General features: G+C 55.1%; 29 protein-coding genes and 2 pseudogenes. 8 read left to right on the forward strand and 23 right to left on the reverse strand.

Annotation, left to right across the window (positions count from 1 at the left end; all coding sequences use genetic code 11):
- Positions 1-266: 266 nt before the first annotated feature.
- A complete protein-coding gene (locus ELB75_RS10850; RefSeq protein WP_126983911.1) occupies positions 267-887 on the forward strand; it encodes a hypothetical protein in 621 nt (206 codons plus the stop codon).
- A 106-nt stretch (positions 888-993) separates the two neighbouring features.
- Here the strand turns inward: ELB75_RS10850 and ELB75_RS10855 are convergent, their stop codons facing one another.
- The 4 genes from ELB75_RS10855 to ELB75_RS10870 all read right to left on the reverse strand — a co-directional run bounded on the left by ELB75_RS10855 (position 994) and on the right by ELB75_RS10870 (position 3,459).
- Entirely contained in the window at positions 994-1,398 is a 405-nt protein-coding gene (locus ELB75_RS10855) for a hypothetical protein (protein ID WP_126983912.1), read from the reverse strand.
- Positions 1,399-1,468: 70 nt separating this feature from the next.
- Positions 1,469-1,666, reverse strand: a complete 198-nt coding sequence (locus tag ELB75_RS10860) for a hypothetical protein (RefSeq protein WP_126983913.1) — start codon at positions 1,664-1,666, stop codon at positions 1,469-1,471.
- Between the two features lie 59 nt (positions 1,667-1,725).
- Complete coding sequence (gene glmU / locus ELB75_RS10865) at positions 1,726-3,096, reverse strand: bifunctional UDP-N-acetylglucosamine diphosphorylase/glucosamine-1-phosphate N-acetyltransferase GlmU (RefSeq protein WP_126983914.1); 1,371 nt, start codon at positions 3,094-3,096, stop codon at positions 1,726-1,728.
- Between the two features lie 93 nt (positions 3,097-3,189).
- Entirely contained in the window at positions 3,190-3,459 is a 270-nt protein-coding gene (locus ELB75_RS10870) for a hypothetical protein (RefSeq protein WP_067524091.1), read from the reverse strand.
- A gap of 387 nt (positions 3,460-3,846) precedes the next feature.
- On the opposite strand from ELB75_RS10870, the gene groES reads away from it, so the two are divergent.
- The 4 genes from groES to ELB75_RS10890 all read left to right on the forward strand — a co-directional run bounded on the left by groES (position 3,847) and on the right by ELB75_RS10890 (position 7,395).
- Positions 3,847-4,134, forward strand: coding sequence for a co-chaperone GroES (gene groES, locus ELB75_RS10875; RefSeq protein ID WP_003824210.1), 288 nt, complete (start codon positions 3,847-3,849; stop codon positions 4,132-4,134).
- A 50-nt stretch (positions 4,135-4,184) separates the two neighbouring features.
- On the forward strand, positions 4,185-4,817 hold the full coding sequence (locus tag ELB75_RS10880; protein ID WP_126983915.1) for a glutathione S-transferase family protein: 633 nt from the start codon (positions 4,185-4,187) through the stop codon (positions 4,815-4,817).
- Positions 4,818-4,894: 77 nt separating this feature from the next.
- On the forward strand, positions 4,895-6,538 hold the full coding sequence (gene groL / locus ELB75_RS10885) for a chaperonin GroEL (RefSeq protein ID WP_126983916.1): 1,644 nt from the start codon (positions 4,895-4,897) through the stop codon (positions 6,536-6,538).
- Positions 6,539-6,864: 326 nt separating this feature from the next.
- Positions 6,865-7,395 carry a hypothetical protein gene (locus ELB75_RS10890; RefSeq protein WP_126983917.1) on the forward strand — a complete coding sequence of 177 codons (531 nt, stop codon included), beginning with the start codon at positions 6,865-6,867 and terminating at the stop codon, positions 7,393-7,395.
- A gap of 256 nt (positions 7,396-7,651) precedes the next feature.
- On the opposite strand, the gene ispH is transcribed toward ELB75_RS10890, so the two are convergent.
- On the reverse strand, positions 7,652-8,584 hold the full coding sequence (gene ispH / locus ELB75_RS10895; protein WP_064089908.1) for a 4-hydroxy-3-methylbut-2-enyl diphosphate reductase: 933 nt from the start codon (positions 8,582-8,584) through the stop codon (positions 7,652-7,654).
- Positions 8,585-8,634: 50 nt separating this feature from the next.
- A complete protein-coding gene (lspA, locus tag ELB75_RS10900) occupies positions 8,635-9,141 on the reverse strand; it encodes a signal peptidase II (RefSeq protein ID WP_431306047.1) in 507 nt (168 codons plus the stop codon).
- A gap of 337 nt (positions 9,142-9,478) precedes the next feature.
- Here lspA and ELB75_RS10905 point away from each other — a divergent pair, with 337 nt between their 5' ends.
- Together ELB75_RS10905 and ELB75_RS10910 are read left to right on the forward strand one after the other, a co-directional pair.
- Entirely contained in the window at positions 9,479-9,679 is a 201-nt protein-coding gene (locus ELB75_RS10905) for a (2Fe-2S)-binding protein (RefSeq protein WP_126983918.1), read from the forward strand.
- Positions 9,680-9,780: 101 nt separating this feature from the next.
- On the forward strand, positions 9,781-10,284 hold the full coding sequence (locus ELB75_RS10910; RefSeq protein WP_126983919.1) for a hemerythrin domain-containing protein: 504 nt from the start codon (positions 9,781-9,783) through the stop codon (positions 10,282-10,284).
- Between the two features lie 349 nt (positions 10,285-10,633).
- Here the strand turns inward: ELB75_RS10910 and ELB75_RS12555 are convergent, their stop codons facing one another.
- From ELB75_RS12555 to ELB75_RS10970, 14 genes and pseudogenes are all read right to left on the reverse strand, one after another.
- Positions 10,634-10,783, reverse strand: coding sequence for a hypothetical protein (locus tag ELB75_RS12555; protein ID WP_164726893.1), 150 nt, complete (start codon positions 10,781-10,783; stop codon positions 10,634-10,636).
- Between the two features lie 49 nt (positions 10,784-10,832).
- On the reverse strand, positions 10,833-12,857 hold the full coding sequence (gene ftsH / locus ELB75_RS10915) for an ATP-dependent zinc metalloprotease FtsH (protein WP_126984294.1): 2,025 nt from the start codon (positions 12,855-12,857) through the stop codon (positions 10,833-10,835).
- 80 nt (positions 12,858-12,937) lie between these two features.
- Positions 12,938-13,558: an RlmE family RNA methyltransferase gene (locus tag ELB75_RS10920; protein ID WP_126984295.1), complete on the reverse strand. Its 621-nt coding sequence runs from the start codon at positions 13,556-13,558 to the stop codon at positions 12,938-12,940.
- Positions 13,559-13,659: 101 nt separating this feature from the next.
- The gene (iscA, locus tag ELB75_RS10925; RefSeq protein ID WP_126983920.1) at positions 13,660-13,980 is read right to left on the reverse strand and encodes an iron-sulfur cluster assembly protein IscA; all 321 of its coding nucleotides are present in this window, start codon (positions 13,978-13,980) and stop codon (positions 13,660-13,662) included.
- A 73-nt stretch (positions 13,981-14,053) separates the two neighbouring features.
- Complete coding sequence (locus tag ELB75_RS10930; protein ID WP_126983921.1) at positions 14,054-14,539, reverse strand: toxin-antitoxin system YwqK family antitoxin; 486 nt, start codon at positions 14,537-14,539, stop codon at positions 14,054-14,056.
- Positions 14,540-14,667: 128 nt separating this feature from the next.
- Positions 14,668-14,910: a recombinase RecA gene (locus ELB75_RS10935; RefSeq protein ID WP_126983922.1), complete on the reverse strand. Its 243-nt coding sequence runs from the start codon at positions 14,908-14,910 to the stop codon at positions 14,668-14,670.
- Positions 14,911-14,967: 57 nt separating this feature from the next.
- Positions 14,968-15,594 (reverse strand): FMN-dependent NADH-azoreductase, encoded by a 627-nt coding sequence (locus tag ELB75_RS10940; protein ID WP_126983923.1) that lies wholly within the window; start codon positions 15,592-15,594, stop codon positions 14,968-14,970.
- A 62-nt stretch (positions 15,595-15,656) separates the two neighbouring features.
- Complete coding sequence (locus ELB75_RS10945; RefSeq protein WP_023887210.1) at positions 15,657-15,923, reverse strand: DksA/TraR family C4-type zinc finger protein; 267 nt, start codon at positions 15,921-15,923, stop codon at positions 15,657-15,659.
- A gap of 1 nt (position 15,924) precedes the next feature.
- Entirely contained in the window at positions 15,925-16,308 is a 384-nt protein-coding gene (iscU, locus tag ELB75_RS10950) for a Fe-S cluster assembly scaffold IscU (RefSeq protein ID WP_126983924.1), read from the reverse strand.
- A 72-nt stretch (positions 16,309-16,380) separates the two neighbouring features.
- Complete coding sequence (locus ELB75_RS13060; protein WP_277600817.1) at positions 16,381-16,515, reverse strand: hypothetical protein; 135 nt, start codon at positions 16,513-16,515, stop codon at positions 16,381-16,383.
- 104 nt (positions 16,516-16,619) lie between these two features.
- Complete coding sequence (locus ELB75_RS10955; protein ID WP_126983925.1) at positions 16,620-17,012, reverse strand: hypothetical protein; 393 nt, start codon at positions 17,010-17,012, stop codon at positions 16,620-16,622.
- Positions 17,013-17,054: 42 nt separating this feature from the next.
- Positions 17,055-18,269 (reverse strand): IscS subfamily cysteine desulfurase, encoded by a 1,215-nt coding sequence (locus ELB75_RS10960; RefSeq protein WP_126983926.1) that lies wholly within the window; start codon positions 18,267-18,269, stop codon positions 17,055-17,057.
- Positions 18,270-18,356: 87 nt separating this feature from the next.
- Positions 18,357-18,812 carry an Rrf2 family transcriptional regulator gene (locus tag ELB75_RS10965; RefSeq protein WP_126983927.1) on the reverse strand — a complete coding sequence of 152 codons (456 nt, stop codon included), beginning with the start codon at positions 18,810-18,812 and terminating at the stop codon, positions 18,357-18,359.
- Between the two features lie 190 nt (positions 18,813-19,002).
- Positions 19,003-19,299 (reverse strand): annotated as a pseudogene (locus ELB75_RS10970) (glutamine--tRNA ligase); the annotation flags it as partial.
- Between ELB75_RS10970 and ELB75_RS10975 the strand changes: the two are divergent.
- Positions 19,183-19,782, forward strand: a pseudogene (locus tag ELB75_RS10975) (DNA topoisomerase IV subunit B); the annotation flags it as partial. The pseudogenes ELB75_RS10970 and ELB75_RS10975 sit on opposite strands and share 117 nt — an antisense overlap.
- 86 nt (positions 19,783-19,868) lie before the next feature.
- Here the strand turns inward: ELB75_RS10975 and ELB75_RS10980 are convergent.
- The 3 genes from ELB75_RS10980 to pncA form a co-directional block, all read right to left on the reverse strand.
- Positions 19,869-20,375: a hypothetical protein gene (locus ELB75_RS10980; protein WP_126983928.1), complete on the reverse strand. Its 507-nt coding sequence runs from the start codon at positions 20,373-20,375 to the stop codon at positions 19,869-19,871.
- Between the two features lie 98 nt (positions 20,376-20,473).
- Complete coding sequence (locus tag ELB75_RS10985) at positions 20,474-22,165, reverse strand: glutamine--tRNA ligase/YqeY domain fusion protein (RefSeq protein ID WP_126983929.1); 1,692 nt, start codon at positions 22,163-22,165, stop codon at positions 20,474-20,476.
- Positions 22,166-22,305: 140 nt separating this feature from the next.
- Positions 22,306-22,902 (reverse strand): bifunctional nicotinamidase/pyrazinamidase, encoded by a 597-nt coding sequence (gene pncA, locus ELB75_RS10990; RefSeq protein ID WP_126983930.1) that lies wholly within the window; start codon positions 22,900-22,902, stop codon positions 22,306-22,308.
- Positions 22,903-22,953 lie beyond the last annotated feature (51 nt).

Raw genomic sequence — 22,953 nt, forward strand, 5'->3', positions numbered from 1 at the left:
TACAACACAGCCCCGCCGTTTCAGACGGCGGGGTCGGTTTTTGTGCGTACGGCAAAGAGGCTACCTGAAGAACTATATGACTGGTGCATAAGCATAGCTTGATGAATTAGGATTGGCTCCCGAATACAGCAAAATTAAGAGGTATAATGCGGAACGCATTGTCACAAAAATATTCTAATTTTGATAAAAATACAAAATTCAGACTAACATCAGTAGCCCTCCAAAAGGAATACTACATCCCTTGGTAAATAAATTAAGGAATCATCATGCTAAAACGAATAAGAAAAACACAGGACGGAGTATATACAATTAAAATATCTGATAATGTTTACTCATTGGTACAACATCGTGGCAATACTTTTTACGAATTCTTTGACATTTTCTTCACAAAGCCTGATGAGAAGAAATTTTTGGCTATTGATCTGAACAATGTGGATATTTTAATGACACGTTCTTGTGCAAGCAGTAAGCTTAAAGACTTTTTCCTGCGCACTGAGAAAAAAATAATCCCGAATACAAGGCCTCCTCAAGAAAAATACTTAAGCTTTACGTATATGATCATGTACAACCTTGCGCATGGGCTTCAAAACAAAGAACCGTCCGCATCCTCTCTAATACAAATCAAGAATATACATAATGGCTCATATGAGGTTCTTATTCCGGAGCTAAACGAAGAAGCAGATCTTGACTCAATTTATAAATATGAATTTTTTGGTATGGTTGGTGATAGTGAATATCTGAAATCTTTACTTATTAAATATGTAGAAAGCGGTATTTTGTGGGGAAGAGATAAGGCGCTCTCATTTCCACATATTAAACCCTATCAAAAAGCAAAACCTATCCTGCATTTGTTTTCGGATTTACTTAGTAAGCATAGCTTAGGCTGATAAATCCAACGTTTCTAGTAGCTCTATTTATTCAGTACAACTAGGCAAGCCAACGAAGTAGTATTTTTTTATTCATACTCTACAAAACAGATAAGCATAGCGGCATTCACCGCACCGTAAACCCGTGAAACCGGTTTATCTCTTTCTGAATATCGGCAACGGCTTGCAGACAGCGGTCGATTTCGCGGCGGAAGGCGTTGCGCTGGTTTTCGGTTTGGGCGCAGTTGAGTTTGGTGTTCCACACGCGAAATTGGTGCTCCAGAGCCGCCAGCCGTTCGTACGGTCGGCTGTCAAAGAAGGCGCGCCGCTCTTGCCGGTATTGCTGCATAACCGCCTGTAACTGCCGCCAGGCGTATTTGTGCCGTTTGGGCGGAATGGCGAGTTTGTAGGTAACGAAGGTGCAGCGTTGGCCGCATTCGGGGCAGTCCGGCGCGGTTTCCCACCTGCCGTAAACATGCGGGCGGCGCAGGGCGGTGCGGCATTCGAAGCAGGCGTAATAATGGTTAGACACGGGGGTTCCTTGTGTGGCGGACAACTGGGTTTGCCGAAACGCGGGCTGTCCGGAGCGGATACACCCTGCATCACGGCAGCGGCGGCTGCGCTTCTGAATAATCTTTCAAATCAATCGGGCGGCTGGCAGCAAAAGCTGTTTTCTCTCCTACCGTTCGACTGCCCGGCAAAAGCAATGCGGATTTTGCGACCGGGCATATCAGGGCGATAGTCCATCCTACCCATGCCTGGCTGCGCAGAATAAAGGCTACCTGAAAATTTGGAACCATTGATTCCTTTGGTATATATTTTTTCAGGTAGCCTTAGGCCACGGAAGCGAAACCCCAGCCTATTTTTTCTCCTTCTCAGGCCGTATCCAGCCGGGAATGGTGGTTTGGCGGGCGCGGGTGAGGGTGAGTTCGCCTTCGGGGCAGTTGCGGGTGAGCGTGCTGCCGGCGCCGGTGGTGGCGCGGTGGCCGATGGTGAGCGGGGCAACCAGCATATTGCCGGAGCCGATGCGCACTTCGTCGCCGATAACGGTTTGGTGTTTGTGCACGCCGTCGTAGTTGCAGGTGATGGTGCCGGCGCCGATGTTGCTGCGGCTGCCGATTTGCGCGTTGCCGAGGTAGGTGAGGTGGTTGGCTTTGCTGCCGCGGCCGATGGTGCTGTTTTTCACTTCCACAAAATTGCCGATGTGCACTTCGTCGGCCAAATCGGCATTGGGGCGCAGGCGGGCGAAGGGGCCGATGCGGGCGCTGTTGCCGATGCGGCAGTTTTCGAGGTGCGAGAAGGGTTCGATAACCGTGTTGTCGCCGATTACCGCGTTTTTAATCACGCAGTTGACGCCGATGGATACGTTGTTGCCGAATTGGTTTTCTCCTTCCAGCACCACGTTCACATCAATCACCACATCTTGGCCGTGCCGAAGGCTGCCGCGCAGATCGAAGCGGGCCGGGTCGCGCAGGGTGAGGCCGGCTTGGAGCAGGCTTTGCGCCTGTTCGCGCTGGAAGATGCGCTCGAGTTCGGCGAGCTGGATTTTGTTGTTTACGCCGGCAGCAAGGAAGGAGGAGGCTACCTGAACGGGATGCACGGCCACGCCGTCGGCGCGGGCAAGGGCGATGACGTCGGTGAGGTAGTATTCGCCTTGGGCGTTGTTGCTGGAGAGGCTGCCCAGCCAGCGGGCGAGGTGTGTGTTGGGCAAAACGAAAATGCCGGTGTTGGTTTCGCGGATGGCTTTTTGCTCGGGCGAGGCATCTTTTTCTTCCACAATGGCGGCCACTTGGCCATTGGCCTCGCGGATGATGCGACCCAGCCCGAATGGGTTGGGCGGGATGTCGGTGAGCAGGCCGATTTCATTGCCGGCGGCCTGTAGCAAATCTTCCAGGGTGGCGCGGTTAATCAGCGGCACGTCGCCGTAGAGCACGAGGGTGCGGCCGGTGTTGCCGAGGTGCGGCAGGGCGGTTTGCACGGCGTGGCCGGTGCCGAGCTGCTCGGTTTGCTCCACCCAACGGATGCCTTCGCGCCGCACTTGCTCGCGCACCTGCTCTTTGCCATGACCGATGACTACATTGATACTTTGCGGGCTGAGGCTTTGCGCAGTATCGATAACGCGCTCAAGCATGGTTTGGCCGCCGATGCGGTGCAGCACTTTGGGCAGGGCGGAATACATGCGCGTGCCTTTGCCGGCGGCGAGGATGACGATATGGAGGGGCTGGTGCATGGGTGGGCTTTCTTGGAACGATTTCGTTGGAATGATGGTTTTCAGGTAGCCTGCTGGGGGCTACCTGAAAAAAGAGGATTCAAACTGCCGATATTAATGGCTGCTTGGCGCTTCTGGCACGCTGTCGCCGCTCCAAGTGGTGCGCGGCACGCTATGCTGGTGTTGTTCGCGGGTAACAGGCACGGGCACGGGGCGGTATTCGTTGTAGCGTTGGTCGCGGGCGAAAGTGCCGTCTTGGTATACCACGGGCGTGCCCGGGGCATAACGCTGGCGCAGGCCGGTTTTGCCTTGTTGGTCTTGGTAGGTTTCCCAGGTGCAGGCGGAAAGGGCGATGAGGGCGAGTAGTAGAACGGCGGGGCGCATGACTTTATCCTTTTTCTAGTTGTGAGACAGGTGTTGCTTTTGCTGCCAATTATAACGCGAACGGCCGGGGCTGGCTGTTGGTTTTTAGGCCGACGGCACGCCGGGCGATGCCGACACGCTGTTCTCAGCTAGCTTGTGGTCGGATTTAAGGCTACCTGAAAATTGCCGACTAATCTTTTTCAGCATCAAACCGCCCCTCCCAGGCCGCCCCTGCCCTCTTCCCGCCCAAGCAAACCCGGCTGCCGGATATTTTTTCCCGCCCTGCCCTTGAATTCGCCGACGCCAGCCTTATTTTCAAGCCCGCACAAGTGGTGTGCCGCGCTTGGTGCGGCGCATTTCTGTTTACCCTTAATCGGGTAGGAACATTTTGATTTGGAGATTCGATTTATGAAAATTCGTCCGTTACACGACCGTGTGGTTATCAAACGCCTGGAAGCCGAAGAAAAAACTGCTTCCGGCATTGTTTTGCCCGGCTCTGCCGCTGAGAAGCCCGATATGGGCGAAGTGGTGGCCGTGGGTGCCGGTAAGCTCACCAAAGGCGGCGAGCGCCGTAAGCTGGATGTGAAAGTGGGCGACCGCGTGATTTTCGGCAAATACAGCGGCCAAACCGTAAAAGCCGACGGCGAAGAGCTGCTGGTGATGCGCGAAGAAGATATCTTCGGCATTGTGGAATAAGTTTCAGGTAGCCCGCACGCCTGTTTCGCAATTCAATCAGGAAATCCGACATGGAAAAAATCACGCTTTATACCAATCCCAATTCGCGCGGCCGGGTTATCCGCTGGCTGCTGGAAGAATGCGGCGCGGATTATGAAGTTATCCCCGTGTCTTACGGCGAAAACGGCACCAAATCCGCTGGTTTTCTCGCCGTCAACCCCATGGGCAAACTGCCTGCGGTGAAATATGGCGATACGGTGATCACCGAAACCGCCGCGCTGGTGGTTTTTCTGGCGGAACTCTTCCCGGAGAAAAACCTGATTCCCGCCGTCGGCACCGCAGAACGCGGCGAGTTTTACCGCTGGCTGATGTTCGCCATGCACGCCGAATACGCCTTCATGGACAAATGGCACGGCATTCCCGAAACACCGGAACGCAAGCGCAGCATCGGCTACGGCAGCTTTGACGAAGTCGTCGCCACGCTGACTAAGTTTCTGCGCGGCAAAGAATACGCGCTGGGTAACCATTTCACCACTCTCGACCTGTATTTGAGCGGTCTGATTGCGTGGGGCATTATGCGGGCGCAAGTGCTGGATATGGATAGCGAATTGGGCGCGTTTATGAAGCGCCACGCGGCACGTCCCGCCTTTGTCAAAGCGCAGACGCTGGATGCGGAACTTGCGAAACAGATGGGCTTGGAATAAAGGCGGCCTGTATTTTTCAGGTAGCCTGCAAACACTGTTTTTGATTTTTAACACTTATTTTTAAAAGGAAACCGATTATGGCAGCAAAAGATGTACAGTTTGGCAATGAAGTCCGCCAGAAGATGGTAAACGGCGTAAACGTTTTGTCTAACGCCGTGAAAGTAACCCTCGGCCCGAAAGGCCGCAATGTGGTAATCGACCGCGCTTTCGGCGGCCCGCACATCACCAAAGACGGTGTGACCGTGGCTAAGGAAATCGAACTGAAAGACAAGTTTGAAAACATGGGCGCGCAGATGGTGAAAGAAGTTGCCTCTAAAACCAACGACGTGGCAGGCGACGGTACCACCACCGCCACCGTGTTGGCACAAGCCATCGTGGCCGAAGGCATGAAATACGTTACCGCCGGCATGAACCCGACCGACCTGAAACGCGGTATCGACAAAGCCGTTTCCGCTTTGGTAAAAGAGTTGCAGAATATTGCCAAACCCGTGCCGGAGAAATCCAAGGAAATCGCCCAAGTGGCTTCTATTTCCGCCAACTCCGACGAATCCATCGGCAACATCATTGCCCAAGCCATGAACGAAGTGGGCAAAGAAGGCGTAATCACCGTGGAAGACGGCAAATCGCTGGAAAACGAAGTGGAAGTGGTAAAAGGTATGCAGTTCGACCGCGGCTACCTCTCCCCCTATTTCGTCAACAACCCGGAAAAACAACTGGCCGAACTGGACAGCCCGTTTGTATTGCTGTTTGACAAGAAAATCAGCAATATCCGCGACCTGCTGCCCGTGTTGGAGCAAGTAGCCAAAACCAGCCGCCCGCTGTTGATTATCGCTGAAGACGTGGAAGGCGAAGCCTTGGCCACTCTGGTGGTGAACAACATTCGCGGCATCCTGAAAACCGTGGCCGTGAAAGCCCCCGGCTTCGGCGACCGCCGCAAAGCCATGCTGCAAGACATCGCCATCCTCACCGGCGGCACCGTGATCGCCGAAGAAGTGGGCTTGTCTTTGGAAAAAGCCACGCTGGAAGATTTGGGTCAGGCCAAACGCATTGAAGTGGGCAAAGAAAACACCACCATCATCGATGGTTTGGGCGACAAATCCGCTGTAGAAGCCCGCGTGGCCGAAATCCGTACCCAGATTGAAACTGCCACCAGCGAGTACGACAAGGAAAAACTGCAAGAGCGTGTGGCCAAACTGGCCGGCGGCGTGGCCGTAATCAAAGTGGGCGCAGCCACCGAAGTGGAAATGAAAGAGAAAAAAGACCGCGTGGACGACGCGCTGCATGCCACCCGTGCCGCCGTGGAAGAAGGCGTGGTGGCCGGCGGCGGCGTGGCTCTGCTGCGTGCCCGTGCGGCGTTGAAATCGGTGGAAACCGCCAATGCCGACCAAGAAGCCGGCGTAAAAATCGTATTGCGTGCGGTTGAGTCTCCGCTGCGCCAGATCGTGGCCAACGCCGGCGGCGAGCCGAGCGTGGTGGTGAACAAAGTGCTGGAAGGTAACGGCAACTTCGGCTACAACGCCGGCAACGACAGCTACGGCGATATGCTGGAAATGGGTGTAATCGATCCGGCCAAAGTTACCCGCTTCGCATTGCAAAATGCTGCCTCTATCGCCGGCCTGATGCTGACCACCGAATGCATGGTAGCCGACATTCCGGAAGACAACCCTGCCGCTCCCGATATGGGCGGAATGGGAGGCATGGGCGGAATGGGCATGATGTAATCATCCCAACGCCATGCAAAAGCACCCTCGAGCGAGGGTGCTTTTTCTTGCCTGCCGTTTGTCGTTTAAAGGCTACCTGAAATTTTAGCTTCGCAGAAACTTTACAGCGTTTTCAGGTAGCCTCGTCTCATCACCAATCGCCACATCTCCATAAATAAATATTCATATATAACAATAAATAACAATCAAAATAGAAATTTATCATGCCAAATCTAATCCAATATCAAACTTTGGCACGCTTTATGCTTATCTACTATCGAAATTTCTTTTTCTAACTATCCAACATCCCAACAATTATTAGGAAACCCAATACAATGACTACAGCAGTGAGAAAATTATCCCGTAACAACAAATCCCGCAGCAAACGCAGCGGCAATAGTAGCGGCGGCGCATTGCGCGCAATCGGCCTGTTGCTGGTTCTGATTCTGGTGGGCGGTGGTGTTTATGCCTATATGAACCCGGAAATCATCGAGCAGGCAAAAGCCATGGTCGGCTTGGCTGAACCGGCTGATGAAGGCAACATGGGCAGTGGTGCGGCCGCCCAACAGGCTCCCGCCGCCCCCACCATCACCGATCCTAAAGCCGTTGAAGCGCTGAATATGGCGAAGGTATGGGTGGAAACCCGCTTGGCCAAAGGCACCCGCTTGAATGAAATCAACGAAGCAATCGACGTGCCCGCCAGCCAGAAGGAATTCTGGCAGAGCATTACCCTCAGCCAAGGCGCGATTACCGCTATTCCGGCCGGCAGCACTGCCGAGCGTGCAGTTCTGCTGCTGCCGATGCAATCGCAAGGCCAGCTGATTTGGGCTTGTGCCGGCGACATCCCGCAGGCTATCGAAAGCATCTGCGCCCAGTAAAAGTTACTCTCTAGCTGTTCTTTTAGGCTGCTTGATTTTTCAGGTAGCCTGCTTTTTTCCTGTGGCTAAAAGGCTTAGTGGATTCCACTTCAATCAGCACTAGGTGACGAGCCGCAAAGAGTATGCTGCGGCATGTGACAAACACCATACTGGTTTAAATCGAATCCACTACCCTTTCCATACCAAGCAAAAGGCTACCTGAAATATTTTTCAGGTAGCCTTTTTTGCATATCAGTTGCTTCAAATCTGCCCCTGCTCATCCACGCAGCTCTTTGGGCAGCACAAACACAATGCTCTCTTCTTCCCCTTCGCCTTCCCGCACCGTCTCAAAGCCCCAGCCGTGCACAGTGTCCACCACCTCTTGTACCAGTACTTCCGGCGCGGAGGCTCCGGCCGTAATCCCCACCCGCTCTTTGCCGGCAAACCATTCTTTTTTCAGGTAGCCTGCATTGTCCACCATATAAGCATCCACGCCATGTTGTGCGGCCACTTCGCGCAAACGGTTGCTATTAGAAGAATTGGGCGAGCCCACCACCACCACTACATCACTGGCCGCCGCCAGCTGCTTCACTGCTTCTTGGCGGTTGGTGGTGGCATAGCAGATGTCTTCCTTGTGCGGGCTGCGGATATTGGGGAAACGCGCCCGCAGCGCATCGATGATTTCCTTAGTTTCGTCAATCGACAACGTGGTTTGGCTCACGTGCGCGAGTTTATCGGGATTGCGCACTTCCAAATCGGCCACATCCGCCGCCGTTTCCACCAAAAGCATACTGCCCGGCGGCAGCTGCCCCATAGTGCCTTCCACTTCCGGATGGCCGGCATGACCAATCATGATGATTTGGTAGCCATGCTCATCCAAACGCGCCACTTCGCGGTGCACCTTGGTAACCAGTGGGCAAGTAGCATCAAACACGCGGAAACCGCGCTCCGCCGCTTCCTCCTGCACCGCCTTGGATACGCCGTGCGCCGAGTAAATCAGCGTAGCGCCAGGCGGCACATCTGCCAATTCTTCGATAAAAACCGCTCCTTTGGCGCGCAAATTGTCCACCACGAATTTATTGTGCACCACTTCGTGCCGCACATAAATCGGCGCGCCAAACAGCTCCAATGCCCGTTCCACAATATTGATGGCGCGGTCCACCCCCGCGCAAAAGCCGCGCGGATTGGCCAGCATAATGGTTTTCGCCATATTTTTTCCTCTGAGTGTGGTTGGTTTGGCTATCACTGAAGCTGACACTTTCAGGTAGCCTGATTACGCTTGCCCTGACGGAAACCGTCAATTACGAACAATGCTGCGCCAATGCAGATAAAACTGTCGGCCACATTAAATGCCGGATAGTAGTGATTATTCCAATAAAACAACAAGAAATCAATGACATGGCCGTAGTTGATACGGTCGATAACATTGCCGATGGCGCCGCCGATAATCATCGCCGCCGCCACATCGCCCAACCGGCCGAATTTCCCCGAACGGATACCCGATGCCAAATACAGCGTCACCACCGCCGCCAAACCGGCAAACAGGTATTTCTGCCAGCCAGAAGCACCGGCCAAGAAACTAAACGCCGCACCGGGGTTGTACACATGAGTCAAATCGAAAAAACCCTCGATCACCGGCTCGCGCCAGTTGTACATAATATGATCCACCACCCACAGCTTGCTCCACTGATCCAACACCACCACCAAAGCCGCCAACAAAGCATACGGCCACAACCGGAACCACGAAACTTCCTTCATATTCATCATTACCCAACAGATAAAAAAGTGGCCGCATTTTACTATAAAGCGCCAGCAGACAGCCAAACTTATGGCATAAGCCCTACCATGCAAACCAAATTAGCTTTTAATACAAGGTAGCGAGCCGCAGACAATACGGCGGTACGGCAAGTCAAAGTAACGCTGTAGCGAAAATGAATTGGGGTTGCAATGCACCACTATCAGGCTACCTGAAACCACAATTGCAACATCGCTCCCCGCCCTGCCCTATTTACATAAAAACCTATTGCCATCCCAACTGGTTTCCATTACCATATATCAATAATACTGATTATCAATAGAACCACTATTTTCAAGGGGCACACCCATGTTCGTCTGCGTTTGCAATGCCATTTCCGACCGTCAAATCAAAGAAACCGTTGCCGCCGGAGCCACCAGCCTTACCGATCTGCAAAACGCCTTGGGCGTGGCCACCTGCTGCGGCTGCTGCGCCGATTTGGCCGTTTCCTACCTAGGCGACCACAGCGACAACCATCAGGCTGCCGCCGGCAAAAACAGCCTGCAATAGCCGCGTTGCCGTCGCCACCCACCTAACCCTGCCCACACATTGACACTGCTGCCGTATTACGGCAGCATTTTGCTTTTCAGGTAGCCTCAACAATACACATCATGGACTTATTCAACACCCGCTCCGTTACCTTCGAGCAACCCACCGCCATGCTGCGCGCCTGCCATGGCAAAGTAAAACGCTTCTGCAGCCAGCTGCACGCCCTGCCCGACTATCTGCAACAGCACGGCTACAACACCATAGCTGAGCAAGCCGTTACCCAAATCCGTCACTATTTCAACGTAGCCGCCCCGCTGCACCACCAAGACGAAGAAGAAGATTTCTTTCCCCTGCTGCTGCAATACGCCCCCGAAGCCAAAGCGCTGATCCAAGAGTTGGAAAGCGAACACCAATCCCTGCACAGCAACTGGGATTTGCTCAACCGACACCTGGCATCCCTCGCCGACGGCACGCCGCTCAACTCCGAGCTCATCACCCGCTTCACTGCCGGCTACGACTTCCACATTCCGCGCGAAGAGCAGCTGTTCAACCTAGGCGACCAAAAAATTCCCGAGGCCGAACTGCACATCATCGGCAAACGCATGGCCGCCAGGCGGCAAGGGTAAAGGCTGAGTACTGTTCCGCAATATAGTGGATTAACAAAAATCAGGGCAAGGCGGCGAGCCGCAGACAGTACACACGTTACGGCAAGGCGAGCCAACGCCGTACCGGTTTTTGTTAATTCACTATAAAAAAGCTACCTGAAAATCGGCTTCGCAGACATGTGCAAAGCCTACTTTCAGGTAGCCTTTCTGGTATTCAAAGCGGCTTCTGCATACCTCGTTGGTTTGCATCACCCACACTTTACCGAAAGCTTTATCTCTATACTTTAATAGCACAACCAAAAGGCTACCTGAAAGTTTAGCGTTGCAGCTCACGCTTTCAGGTAGCCTTTATTGAAAGAACCAACCGAATTTAGCCGCCGCAAACGCCGCAGCAGCCGCTTTCGGTGGTTTCGCCGTTGTTGCTATCGGCATTGTTGAGCACCTTCAGCTCGATATCTTCCTGTACTTGCGGTGCATTGTTATCGGCAGCTTCCGGCTGGAGGTTTTCATTTTGGCTCATCGTTTTTCCTTTCATCGGATATGTGGGTGGGGAAATATATACCGTGATTTCAAGGCTGTTTGTCGGCAGCAGCCTCTTGCTGCTCCGTATCCTCTGCAGCCTGCGTGCTCAATGGGGCAACAACTTGGTCTTGCCCGGCGGCTTCATCTGCCAGAGCCGGAGCGGGGTCGGCAATTGGCCGGTCGGTTTCGTCCGCATCCGTTGCCTCATTATTGCCCGCATCAGCGTCGTTGTCGCCACGAACATTGTGGCTGTAGTCTTTCGGTGGGCTGGGCTGTTTGCCTGCCATAATCTCCAGCACTTGATCGCGATCGATGGTTTCCCATTCCATCAAAGCCTTGCACATGGTTTCCATCTTATCGCGGTTTTCATCCAAGATTTTGTAGGCCACCGCATATTGTTCGTCCAGAATGCGGCGGATTTCGGCATCTACTTCCTGCTGGGTTTTTTCGGAAATATGCTGCGAACGGGTAACGCTGCGGCCGAGGAACACTTCGCCTTCGTTTTCGGCATACACCATGACGCCCATTTTCTCGCTCATGCCATAACGCGTTACCATCTCCCGCGCCATCTGCGTGGCGCGTTCGAAATCGTTAGACGCGCCGGTGGAAATGCGGCCGATAAAAATATCTTCGGCAATGCGCCCGCCAAACAGGATGGCCAGCTGGCTGAGCATTTGGTCTTTATACATCGAAATGCGGTCGCGCTCCGGCAGCTGCCAGGTCAGACCCAGCGCACGGCCGCGCGGCATGATGGTTACTTTGTGCACCGGATCGGTAAACGGCAGGCTCTCCGCCACGATGGCATGGCCGGCTTCGTGATAAGCGGTGGCGCGTTTTTCGTCTTCATGCATCACCATGCTGCGCCGCTCGGGGCCCATATAGATTTTGTCTTTGGCATCTTCAAAGTCGCTCTGATCGACTTTGATTTTATTGCGACGGCCGGCAAACAGAGCAGCCTCGTTCACCAAGTTGGCCAAATCCGCGCCGGAAAAACCGGGCGTGCCGCGCGCCAGCGATACCAAATCCACCGAAGCATCCAGCGGCACTCGCTTGGCGTGCACTTTCAAAATCTGCTCGCGGCCGCGGATATCGGGCAGCGGCACCACCACTTGGCGGTCGAAACGGCCGGGGCGCTGCAAAGCCGGATCGAGCACGTCTGGGCGGTTGGTAGCGGCAATCACGATCACTGTTTGATTGCTTTCAAAACCATCCATCTCCACCAGGAGCTGGTTCAAGGTTTGTTCGCGTTCATCGTTGCCGCCGCCCAAACCGGCACCACGCTGGCGGCCCACGGCGTCGATTTCGTCGATAAAAATGATGCAGGGCGCATTTTTCTTGGCCTGCTCAAACATATCGCGCACGCGGGAAGCACCCACGCCCACGAACATTTCCACAAAGTCCGAGCCGGAAATGCTGAAAAACGGCACGCCTGCTTCGCCGGCAATCGCCTTGGCCAGCAAGGTTTTACCCGTACCCGGGCTGCCGGCCAGCAAAATTCCGCGCGGCACGCGGCCGCCCAAGCTCTGGTAACGGTTCGGCGCTTGGAGGTAATCCACGATTTCCTGCACTTCTTCTTTCGCCTCGTCGCAACCGGCCACATCGGCGAAGGTTACGCGGTTGGCATCTTTATCCAGCAGCCGGGCACGGCTTTTACCGAAGGAAAACGCCCCGCCTTTGCCCCCGCCGCCGTTTTGCATACGCAAAAAGTAGAACCAAGCGCCAATCAGCAACAATACCGGCAACAGGCTGGTGAAGAAAATATTGCTCCACAGACCGGGCTTTTCTTCGGGGATATAGCGGAAATCAACGTTTTTATCCTGCAGCATCGTCAGGAGTTTGTCGTCCATCGGCGCATTGGTGTAGAACTTGGATTTGTCGGTGCGCTCGCCTTTGATCACATAACCGCTCAGCAGCGTGCCTTCAATATCCACCTTGGCCACTTCGCCTTTGTTTACCTGCTGGATAAACTGCGAATAGTTGATCAGCTGTTTGTCTTCCCTCTTGCCTAGCAACGTTTGGGCCGAGGCAAGCAGCACCCCGGCCAGAAACAGCCAAACCAAAATCGTCCTCATGGTGTTACGCACGGTAACAAGCTCCTAACTAATTAAAATGCCACAAATAAAAAAACAGATGATAACCAGCACCTTGCTGATTACCGCTTATTCCTGCCCAGCAGATATACCTCGCTGGAACGGCTGCGCGAGGCCTTGGGCTTGCGCACCTGCACTTGGGAAAACACCCCGCGCATGGCCTGCATATATTCCTGAAAACCCGCGCCTTGGAACACCTTCACCAACATATTGCCGCCGGTTTTCAGATGCTCGGCGGCAAAATCCAGCGCCAGCTCGCACAAAACATAGCTGCGCGCCTGATCGGTTACCGCATTGCCCGACATATTGGGTGCCATATCGCAAATTACAAGGTCTAGCGCGCGGCCTTCGAGCAGGTTTTCCAACTCTTCCAGCACCTCGTTTTCGCGGAAATCTCCTTGGATAAACGATACCCCGGCAATCGGCTCCATCGGCAAAATATCCAATGCAAACACCCTGCCCTGCGCCCCCGCCAGCTTAACCGCCACCTGCGACCAGCTGCCCGGTGCGCTGCCCAAATCGGCCAGCACCGTGCCGTTTTTAATCAACTTGTCTTTTTCGTTGATCTCCAGCAATTTGTATGCCGCCCGGGCACGGTAGCCGTCTTTCTGCGCCTGATGCACATAGGGGTCGTTCACGTGCTCGTTCAGCCAACTTTTGGAGGATTTGGAACGGGTTGCCATCATCAATCCAATCAAAGAAACGGCCGCATTGTAGCCGATAAGGCTACCTGAAAACCACAATCGCGGTTTCAGGTAGCCTTCTGATGCACTAATCCAAGGGCTCAAACATTAAAGCTTTCGCCGCAACCGCATTCGTTTTTCACGTTCGGGTTGGCGAACTTAAAGCCTTCCTGCAAGCCTTCTTTGGTAAAGTCCAGTTCGGTGCCGTCGAGATACACATGACTTTTCGGATCAACAAACACTTTCACGCCATGCCCTTCAAATACCAAATCATCAGGCAGGATTTCGTCGGCAAATTCCAGCGTATAGGCCATGCCGGAGCAGCCGCTGGTTTTCACGCCGATGCGGATGCCTTCGCCTTTGCCGCGCTTGGTGAGGAAGCTGCGGATATGGTCGGCAGCGTTGGGGGTGAGTGTAATCATGGGGTTTCCTTTGTTTTCGATTTTTGATAGAGGCTACCTGAAAAGCAGTATCAGGTTTCAGGCAGCCTTTCGGTTAAGGTTTGGCATTATCCGGCCGTACTGCCACTGGCGTTCTCGTGCGGGCGGCGCAGTCGATGATTTCGTCTTTTTCCAAACGGCCCGCCCGATTGTATGCCTGCAGGCGGGTAACAGTGCCGTTCCGGTAGAGCAGGCGCAGGCGCAATGTGCCGTCCGACAGGTAGCCGGGTGACCAACCTTCAATCTTGCCCTGTGCGTTATAGCTGTGCCGGGTGCGGACTCTGCCGTTTGGATGGAATATTTCCAACTGCGAGAGCCGGCCGTTTTTGATCACGACCTGCCTATCTCCCCCGGGCGGCCAACGGTATTTGCCGTCGGGCAGGCCTTCCGGCAGCGGCGGGAGGATGCGGGCATGCTGTTTTTCGCACATCCGCAGGCTCTCTTCATTTTCCGCCGTGAGCGCGGGCAGATTGCCGATGGAGACGGCACAACCAACCAGCAGCAATACGGTAGGGATTGGAAGAAGCAATTTGGTTTGCATAAGGCCTCGTTGTTCGAGCGGCGGATATAGCGGATTAAAATCGCCATGCAAGGGCGTTGACCTGCATTGATATATTGCCTGCACGCCCTGAGGCTAGCCGCTTTTAATCCACTTATTTTCAGGTAGCCTTACTTTGCCGCCTTCTGCCGCTTTGCCCAGCTCACGGCAGCCTGCATGGCGGCGCGTGCCTGCGGGCTGTTTTTCCAGCAGGTGCTGCCGGTGAGCGCCGCGCCCTGTTGCAGCATGTCGTCCACATCGGCGGCGGCCAGTTTGGCCACGTTGTCCAAGCCCATTTGCTGCAAGCGTTGCAGCACGGTTTTGCCGATGCCTTTTTCAGCGAGCAGAGATTGGGTTTCTTCTTGGCTGAACATAGGCTTGCTCCTCATTCGTATTTCGCAGGGCTTAGGGTGCAGGCTGCCTGAAAACCGTTAGGCGGCGAAGCGGTCATACACGGCATCGATGTCGGCGCAGGCACGTTGAACCGCTACTTCCCGATTATCACCCGATGTGCCTTCGGCGCGGACGGTGTCCACCGAAGCGAAGCCCAAGAAACCGCCGAGCAGGGTTTTCAGGTAGCTTGAAGCGAAATCCATTTGCGCCATCGGGCCTGCGGAATAAACGCTGCCGCTGGCTTGTAACAGCAGCACTTTGTGCGCGCCCATCAGGCCTTGCGGTGCGCCGTCTTCGCCGAAGCGGAAGGTTTCGTCGGGCACAACCAGATTGTCCAGCCAGTCTTTCAGGCGGGCGGGGATGCCGAAGTTATACATCGGATAGGCGATAACGAGGCGGCGGGCGGATTTTACTTGCTCCACCACAGACATCATCCGAGCAAATAACGCCGCCTGTTCCGCGTTCGGCTGCTGCCTTTGGAACACGGTGGCGATAAACATTTCCACCGCGGCCTTGTCCAACGTCTGGATGTCGGTTTCCGCCAGATTAACGGTTTGCACGCTGCCTGCGGGAAGCTTGGCCAGCAGGTGGGCAACCATGCGGTTGGTGGCGGACATGGATGAATGCGGATTGGGATGGGCGTTGATAATCAGGGTATCGGCCATTTTGAAGGCTTTTCTGTAAATTGAAAAACTGGGTTACTATGGATTTATCGGTTTCAGGCTGCCTATTTCAGCTGGCTGTCCTTACTGCCGCGCCGGTTGTAGGCAGCCTGAAAACGCTGTTGCTTGTCCGCCTCTTCTTGGCAGGCAATGCACAACTGCACGCCGGGCAGGGCGCGGCGGCGGGCTTCGGGAATCGGCTCGCCGCATTCGGCGCATTCGCGGGCGCTTTCGCCGGAGGGCAGGTTTTGCCGGGCGGCCGCCAACGCGTCGTCTAAATTGGCGTCAATTTGCGCCTGTTCCGCGCCGTCGGGCGCCCAGCCGCCGGCCATGTTACGCGCCTTTTTTCTTTTTATAGTCCGCCACGGCGGCTTTCACCGCGTCTTCCGCCAAAATTGAGCAGTGGATTTTTACAGGCGGCAATTCCAATTCTTCGGCGATTTCACTGTTTTTAATCACCAGCGCGTCGTCCAGGCTTTTGCCTTTCACCCATTCGGTAATCAGGCTGGATGAGGCGATGGCGGAGCCGCAGCCGTAGGTTTTGAATTTGGCGTCTTCGATGATGCCTTGGTCGTTCACTTTGATTTGCAGGCGCATCACGTCGCCGCAGGCGGGCGCGCCCACCATGCCGGTGCCGACGTCGCTGTCGTCTTTGTCGAACGTGCCGACGTTGCGTGGGTTTTCGTAATGGTCGATAACTTTGTCGCTGTATGCCATGATATGTTTCCTTGTGTTTTTAGCAGGTTAGTAAAATTTTTGGAGTGCAGGCTGCTTTTGGGCTGCCTGAAATCAAATCTTGCACGCGCCGCCTTCGCAGCCGTCGTCTTGGTTGTCGGCATCTACGCCGCCTTCCACGGTAACGCCGTCAAAGCTGTCGAGGAGCGCGTCCAAGTTGTCGAAATCGTCTGTGGTTTGGTCGTTCATGTTGTCTTCCTTGTGTGTGCAGGCTGCTTTTGAACGGGGCAGCCTTGCCCGTGTTGTATTTCGGATTAGCTTTTGCGTTTTCAGGCTGCCTGAAAACGGATGCTTCAGCTCAAATCAAATACCCGTATCGTTAAAACCGCTTCGGGCGGCAGGTCGCGCAGCAATTCGGGGCGGCGCAGTTCCAAAGGGCGGTAGCCGTATAATTCCATCGGCACAGTTTCACCGTCGTCTGTTTCCATAAAAACGGATAGCTCTGCGGGGGCAGGCAGGCGGCCATCCGGCGAGATTTTGCCCTCCAGCAGCCACGGGGCGACGTATTGCGCCTGCGTTTGGTACACATTGGGATAGCCGCCGTTGTTTTCGGTCTGCACGGCGTGCCCTGCTTGACAAAGTTCATCCAACCAGTTTGCACTGAAAATGCCGCATTCCCATGAGGCGATGAGGTGCGGCTCCTGCCTGTCCGCATCGCTGAAAACGGTTATCCACCAACCCAGCATAGTTTGCTCCTTGTGTTATGGTTTGTCGGGTGCAGACTGCTCTTAATGCGCCGCCCACTCAATCGAGTTCAAATCAATCCCGTCTTTGAACATTTCCCACAGCGGCGACAGTTCGCGCAGTTTGCCGATTTTGGATTTAATCAGTTCGGCGGCGAACTGCACTTCTTCTTCGGTGGTCATGCGGCCGAAGGTGATGCGCAGGGATGAGTGCGCCAGTTCGTCGTTGCGGCCGAGCGCGCGCAGTACGTAGCTTGGCTCGAGGCTGGCAGAAGTACAGGCGGAGCCGCTGGATACGGCGAGTTCTTTGACCGCCATAATCAGGCTTTCGCCTTCGACGAAGTTGAAGCTGACGTTCAGGTTGTTCGGGGCGCGGTGTTCGAGGTCGCCGTTGATATAGACTTCTTCGATGCCTTCGATGCCTTTGAGGAAGATGTCCCGCAGTTTGCGGTAGTGCGCCATGTCTTGCTCGAGTTCTTCTTTGGCGATGCGGAAGGCTTCGCCCATGCCGACGATTTGGTGGGTCGGCAGGGTGCCGCTGCGGAAGCCGCGTTCGTGGCCGCCGCCGTGCATTTGGGCTTCGAGGCGGACGCGGGGTTTGCGGCGGACGTACAGCGCGCCGATGCCTTTGGGGCCGTACACTTTGTGGCCGGACATGGACAGCAGGTCGATTTTGGCGGCTTCAACGTCAACAGGCACTTTGCCGCAGGCTTGGGCGGCATCGACGTGGAAGATGATTTTGCGTTCGCGACAGATTTCGCCGATAGCGGGAATGTCTTGCACCACGCCGATTTCGTTGTTCACCCACATTACGGAAATCAGGATGGTGTCGTCGCGGATGGCGGCTTTGAGTTCTTCCAAATCAATCAAACCGTTTTCCTTCACGCCGAGGTAGGTTACTTCAAAGCCTTGGCGTTCGAGTTCGCGCATGGTGTCGAGCACGGCTTTGTGTTCGGTTTTGACGGTGATGAGGTGTTTGCCTTTGGTTTTGTAGAAGTTTGCCGCGCCTTTGATGGCGAGGTTGTCGGACTCGGTCGCGCCGCTGGTGAAGACGATTTCTTTGGCATCGGCGTTAATCAGGGCGGCGATGTCGGCACGGGCTTTTTCAACGGCTTCTTCCGCCGTCCAGCCGAATGCGTGACTGCTGGATGCGGGGTTGCCGAAGGTTTCGGTCAGATAGGGAATCATTTTTTCAGCCACGCGTTGGTCAACGGGAGTGGTGGCGGCGTAGTCGAGGTAGATGGGGGTTTTGATGGTCATGATGTTCTCTTTTAGGTGTGGTTGTGTAATTCATTCATAGTTGGAGCACATTCCCAGAGCGGCAAACCGGCGCCGCAGAGAAGTGCTTTAGCTATAGCGGATATGGGTAAGGCTGATGGCGGCCTCATGATGGCGGTGGCCAGCCCTTTTATCCAGCACGTCTTGCAGAGAGACACTGTTCAGGTAGCCTTGGATGGTTTGATTGAGGCTTTCCCACAAATCGTGCGTGAGGCAGGGCGCGCCTTTGTGGCAGTTGGTTTGGCCGCCGCAGCGGGTGGCATCCAGCTTGTCTTCGGCGGCGTGGATGATTTCGGCAATGTTGATGCTGCCGGGCTGTCGGCTGAGCAGATAGCCGCCGCCGGGCCCGCGCACGCTTTCTACCAGCCCGGCACGGCGCAGTTTGCCGAAAAGCTGTTCGAGGTAGGATAAGGAAATATTCTGCCGGCCGCTGATAGCATTGAGGCTGACGGGGTTTTCGCGCCCGTACAGCGCCAAGTCCAGCATGGCGGTTACGGCGAAACGGCCTTTGGTGGTTAATCGCATAGGCTATGGTCTTGTTGCATCAAGGGGATGCGGATTTTCCAATACCCAAGTGATTTAGTCAAGTATAGATACTGCCCGGCATGAAAGCAGGCTACCTGAAAACGATGTTTCGGCGTAGCCGAAGCAGAGTTTCTGCGAAGCTAAACCTGGCTCCGGCTTTTTCAGGTAGCCTTCACATCCGACACAGGGCTTATTGTGCTTTCGCCTGCCAAGTGTCGCGCAAACCCACCGTTTTGTTAAACACGGGCTTGCCCTTCACATGGTCTTTGCGGTCGGTCACGAAATAGCCCAGCCGTTCAAACTGCCAGCGGCTCTCCGCAGGCAAATCGTTGGCGGCGGCTTCAACGTAGGCGGTGATTTCTCTAGCTGATTCGGGGTTGAGGAAATCGGTGAACGGCAGGTATGCGCCGTCTTCACCGCGCACGGCATCAGGGCGGGGTTCGGTGAACAGGCGGTCGTACAGGCGCACGGTGGCGGGAACGGCATGCGCTACGGCAAAATCGCCATTTTGTCGGACGCCGATGTGGACGGCTCACACATCCAAGTGCTGCTGCTCACCCTGTTTTACCGCCACTTTCCCGCGCTGATCCGCCACGGCCATATCTACGTTGCCCAACCGCCGCTGTTCCGCGTGGATGTCAATGCCCAGGGCAAAAGCCGCCCCGCGCGCAAATTCTACGCGCTCGACCAAGGCGAACTCGAAGGCATTTTGGAGCGGCTCGCCGCCGAAAAAGTCAAAGAATCCGCCTATTCCATCAGCTGCTTCAAAGGCCTGGGCGAAATGAACCCCGACCAGCTCAAAGACACCACCATGAACCCCGACACCCGCCGCCTGCTGCGCGTGGGCATTCCCGAGCACGATAGTGAAACCACGCTCGCCGCCTTCACCCGCCTGATGGGCAAAGGCGAAGCCGCCGCCCGCCGTAGCTGGATGGAAGCCGAAGGTGACCGGGTGGAAGCGGATATTTAGGTTTTCAGGCAGCCTGAAACCGTTTTGGCGCGTAAAGGCAGCCTGAAAACCTTTCAGGCTGCCTTTACGTCCGTCTGAAAACGGATTTACGGCACGATGTTTACTTTCACGTTACCCATATTGCGGGGGTCGATAAAGACCTCGTCTTGGCTCGAGCACACCTCAAAGCTGGTTCCAAAGGAACCGAGGGGTTCCTCGTCTTCAATCCTGCCGTCTACGAACCGGTAGATTTTGGTCTGCCAGCCGGCATAGCCGCCGAAGGTGTTTTTGGCGTTCACTTCTGCGCACACTACGTAATATTCGTTGGTTTTCAACTCTCTGGGTGTTTTTGGCGGATATGTATTTGCCAGAGGATTGTATATTTGGAACACTTTGTGCGGCGTGCCGATGCGGATTTTCGCGCTGTCGGGGTCGAGCAGGGTGTCGTTGAGGTATTGGCGGATTTGCCGTTGGTAGTTTCTGGGGTAGCTGCCGTAGTTTGCGCTGCGCACGGTTTTCATGCTGACTTGCGCGGACGGGGGCGTGTAGGCGCAGGCGGCCAGCAGGCAGAGGCTGCCGATCAGGGCGGCGCGGGTGGGAAGTTTGGTTTTCATATTTTCTTTCCTTTTGGTTTTGGGGTGGGACGATGTTTTCGCTTCGCTGTTTTTCAGACTGCCATTTTGGCGAACGGCGAAGGCAGCCTGAAATGCGTTTAAGCTTTGGCCTGCCAAGTATCTTTCAGCGTAACCGTGCGGTTGAACACGGGTTTGCCTTGCGCGTGGTCGCGGCGGTCGGTAACGAAGTAGCCCAGTCGCTCAAACTGCCAGCGGCTTTCACTCGGCAAATCGTTGGCGGAGGCTTCGACGTAGGCGGTGATTTCTTTGACCGATTCGGGGTTGAGGAAATCGGTGAACGGCAGGTATGCGCCGTCTTTGCCGCGCACGGCATCTGGGCGCTCCACGGTAAACAGGCGGTCGTACAGGCGCACAGTGGCGGGTACGGCGTGTTCGGCGGAGAGCCAGTGGATAACGCCTTTCACTTTGCGGCCTTCGGGATTTTTGCCCAAGGTGTCGTAATCCAAGCTGCATTTGAGTTCGACGATGTTGCCGGCGGCGTCTTTCACCACTTCGTCGCACTTCATCACATAGCTGTGGCGCAGGCGCACTTCGCCGCCGGGCGTGAGGCGTTTCCAGCCCTTGGGCGGGTTTTCGCTGAAATCGTCGGCTTCGATGTAGAGCGTGGACGAAATCGGCAGTTCGCGGCTACCCATGTCTTCGCGGTTCGGATGATAGGGTGCAGTGCGGCTTTCGGTCCAGGCCGTCTGAAAATTGGTGAGCGTTACTTTGAGCGGATTCAACACGGCCATCATGCGCGGGGCGGAATTTTCCAACTCTTCGCGAATCGCGCCTTCCAACACGCTCATATCGACGATGTTTTCAGATTTGGAAATACCGGCGCGTTTGGCAAACAGGCGCAGGCCTTCGGGCGTGTAGCCGCGGCGGCGCATGCCGGAAATCGTCGGCATACGCGGATCGTCCCAACCGGCAACGTGGCCGTCTGAAACCAGTTGGTTCAGCTTGCGTTTGGAGGTGATGGAATACAACAATTCCAAACGGGAAAACTCGTATTGGCGCGGGCGGGTGGGGTGCGGCGCGGGGATGTTGTCCAACACCCAGTCGTAGAGCGGGCGGTGGTCTTCAAATTCGAGCGTACATAAGGAGTGCGTGATGCCTTCGATGGCATCGGAAATGCAATGCGTGTAGTCGTACATCGGGTAGATGCACCATTTGTCGCCGGTGTTGTGGTGGTGGGCGCGGCGGATGCGGTAGATGACGGGGTCGCGCATATTGATGTTGCCCGATGCCATGTCGATTTTCAGGCGCAGGGTTTTGCTGCCGTCGGGGAATTCGCCGTTTTTCATGCGTGTGAACAGGTCGAGGTTTTCTTCGACGCTGCGGTCGCGGTAAGGGCTGTTTTTGCCCGCTTCGGTCAGCGTGCCGCGGTATTCGCGCATTTCTTCGGGCGTCAAATCATCGACATAGGCTTTGCCGTCTTTAATCAGGCCGACGGCGTAGTCGAATAGTTGGTCGAAATAATTGGAGGCAAAACGCGGTTCGCCCGCCCATTCAAAGCCCAGCCAGTGCACGTCTTCCTTGATGGAATTGACGTATTCGTCGCTTTCTTTTTCGGGATTGGTGTCGTCAAAACGCAGGTTGCACAGGCCGTCGTAAACATAGGCCAAACCGAAATTCAGGCAGATGGATTTGGCGTGGCCGATGTGCAGATAGCCGTTGGGCTCGGGCGGGAAACGGGTTTGGATGGAGGTGTGTTTGCCACTTTTGAGGTCGTCTTCGATGATGGTGCGGATGAAGTGGTTGTCGGCGAATTGGTCTTTATTAAGCATGGTTTGGGCTACCTGAAAATATAATGATGGTCGGGCGGATTTTACCTGAAAGCGCGGGCGGCTGTCAGATGCGGCGTCGGCTAAAATTTTTCAGGTAGCCTTTGATAACGCAGAGGCTACCTGAAAAACGCGAACCCAAGCTAATCGGCCAGCGAAAAATTCGGATGCGCCAGCAGTTCGGCTTTTTTGGCGGCGAAGCCTGCGGCATCGATGGCGCGGGTGGCGTGCTCGAGCAGGCGCACGCGGAAGCCTTCGGCGAGCGCGTCGACCATGCTGAAATACACGCAGAAATCGGCCGCCAACCCCGCCACGTCAATATCGGTTACGCCGTGGGCGCGTAGGTAGGCGGCAAGCCGGGTGCTGCTACGGCGGCCGTTATCGTAAAACGCGCTGTAGCTGTCGGTGTGCTTGTCCATGCCCTTGCGGAATACGGCGGCGATGTGCGTGGTGTTGAGCTCGGGATGGAACGCTGCGCCGCTGCTGCCGGCAATGCAGTGGTCCGGCCACAGCACTTGCTCCAAACCGTGCAGGTTGATGACGTCGAACGGCTTTTTGCCGGCATGGGCGGAGGCGAAGCTCTCGTGCCCGGCGGGGTGCCAGTCTTGCGAGGCCACCACCAGCGGGTAGCTGCCGATAATCCGGTTTACCGGCTCGATAATGGCATCGCCCTCGGCCACAGGCAGGCTGCCGCTTGGCATGAAGTCGTTTTGGATATCGACCAAAAGAAGGGCTCGCATGGTTTTCTCCTCAGTTAAATAGCTTTCAGATAGCCTGCTTGCCTACAGGCT

The organism is Eikenella corrodens, from assembly GCF_003990355.1.
GTDB lineage: Bacteria > Pseudomonadota > Gammaproteobacteria > Burkholderiales > Neisseriaceae > Eikenella > Eikenella corrodens_B.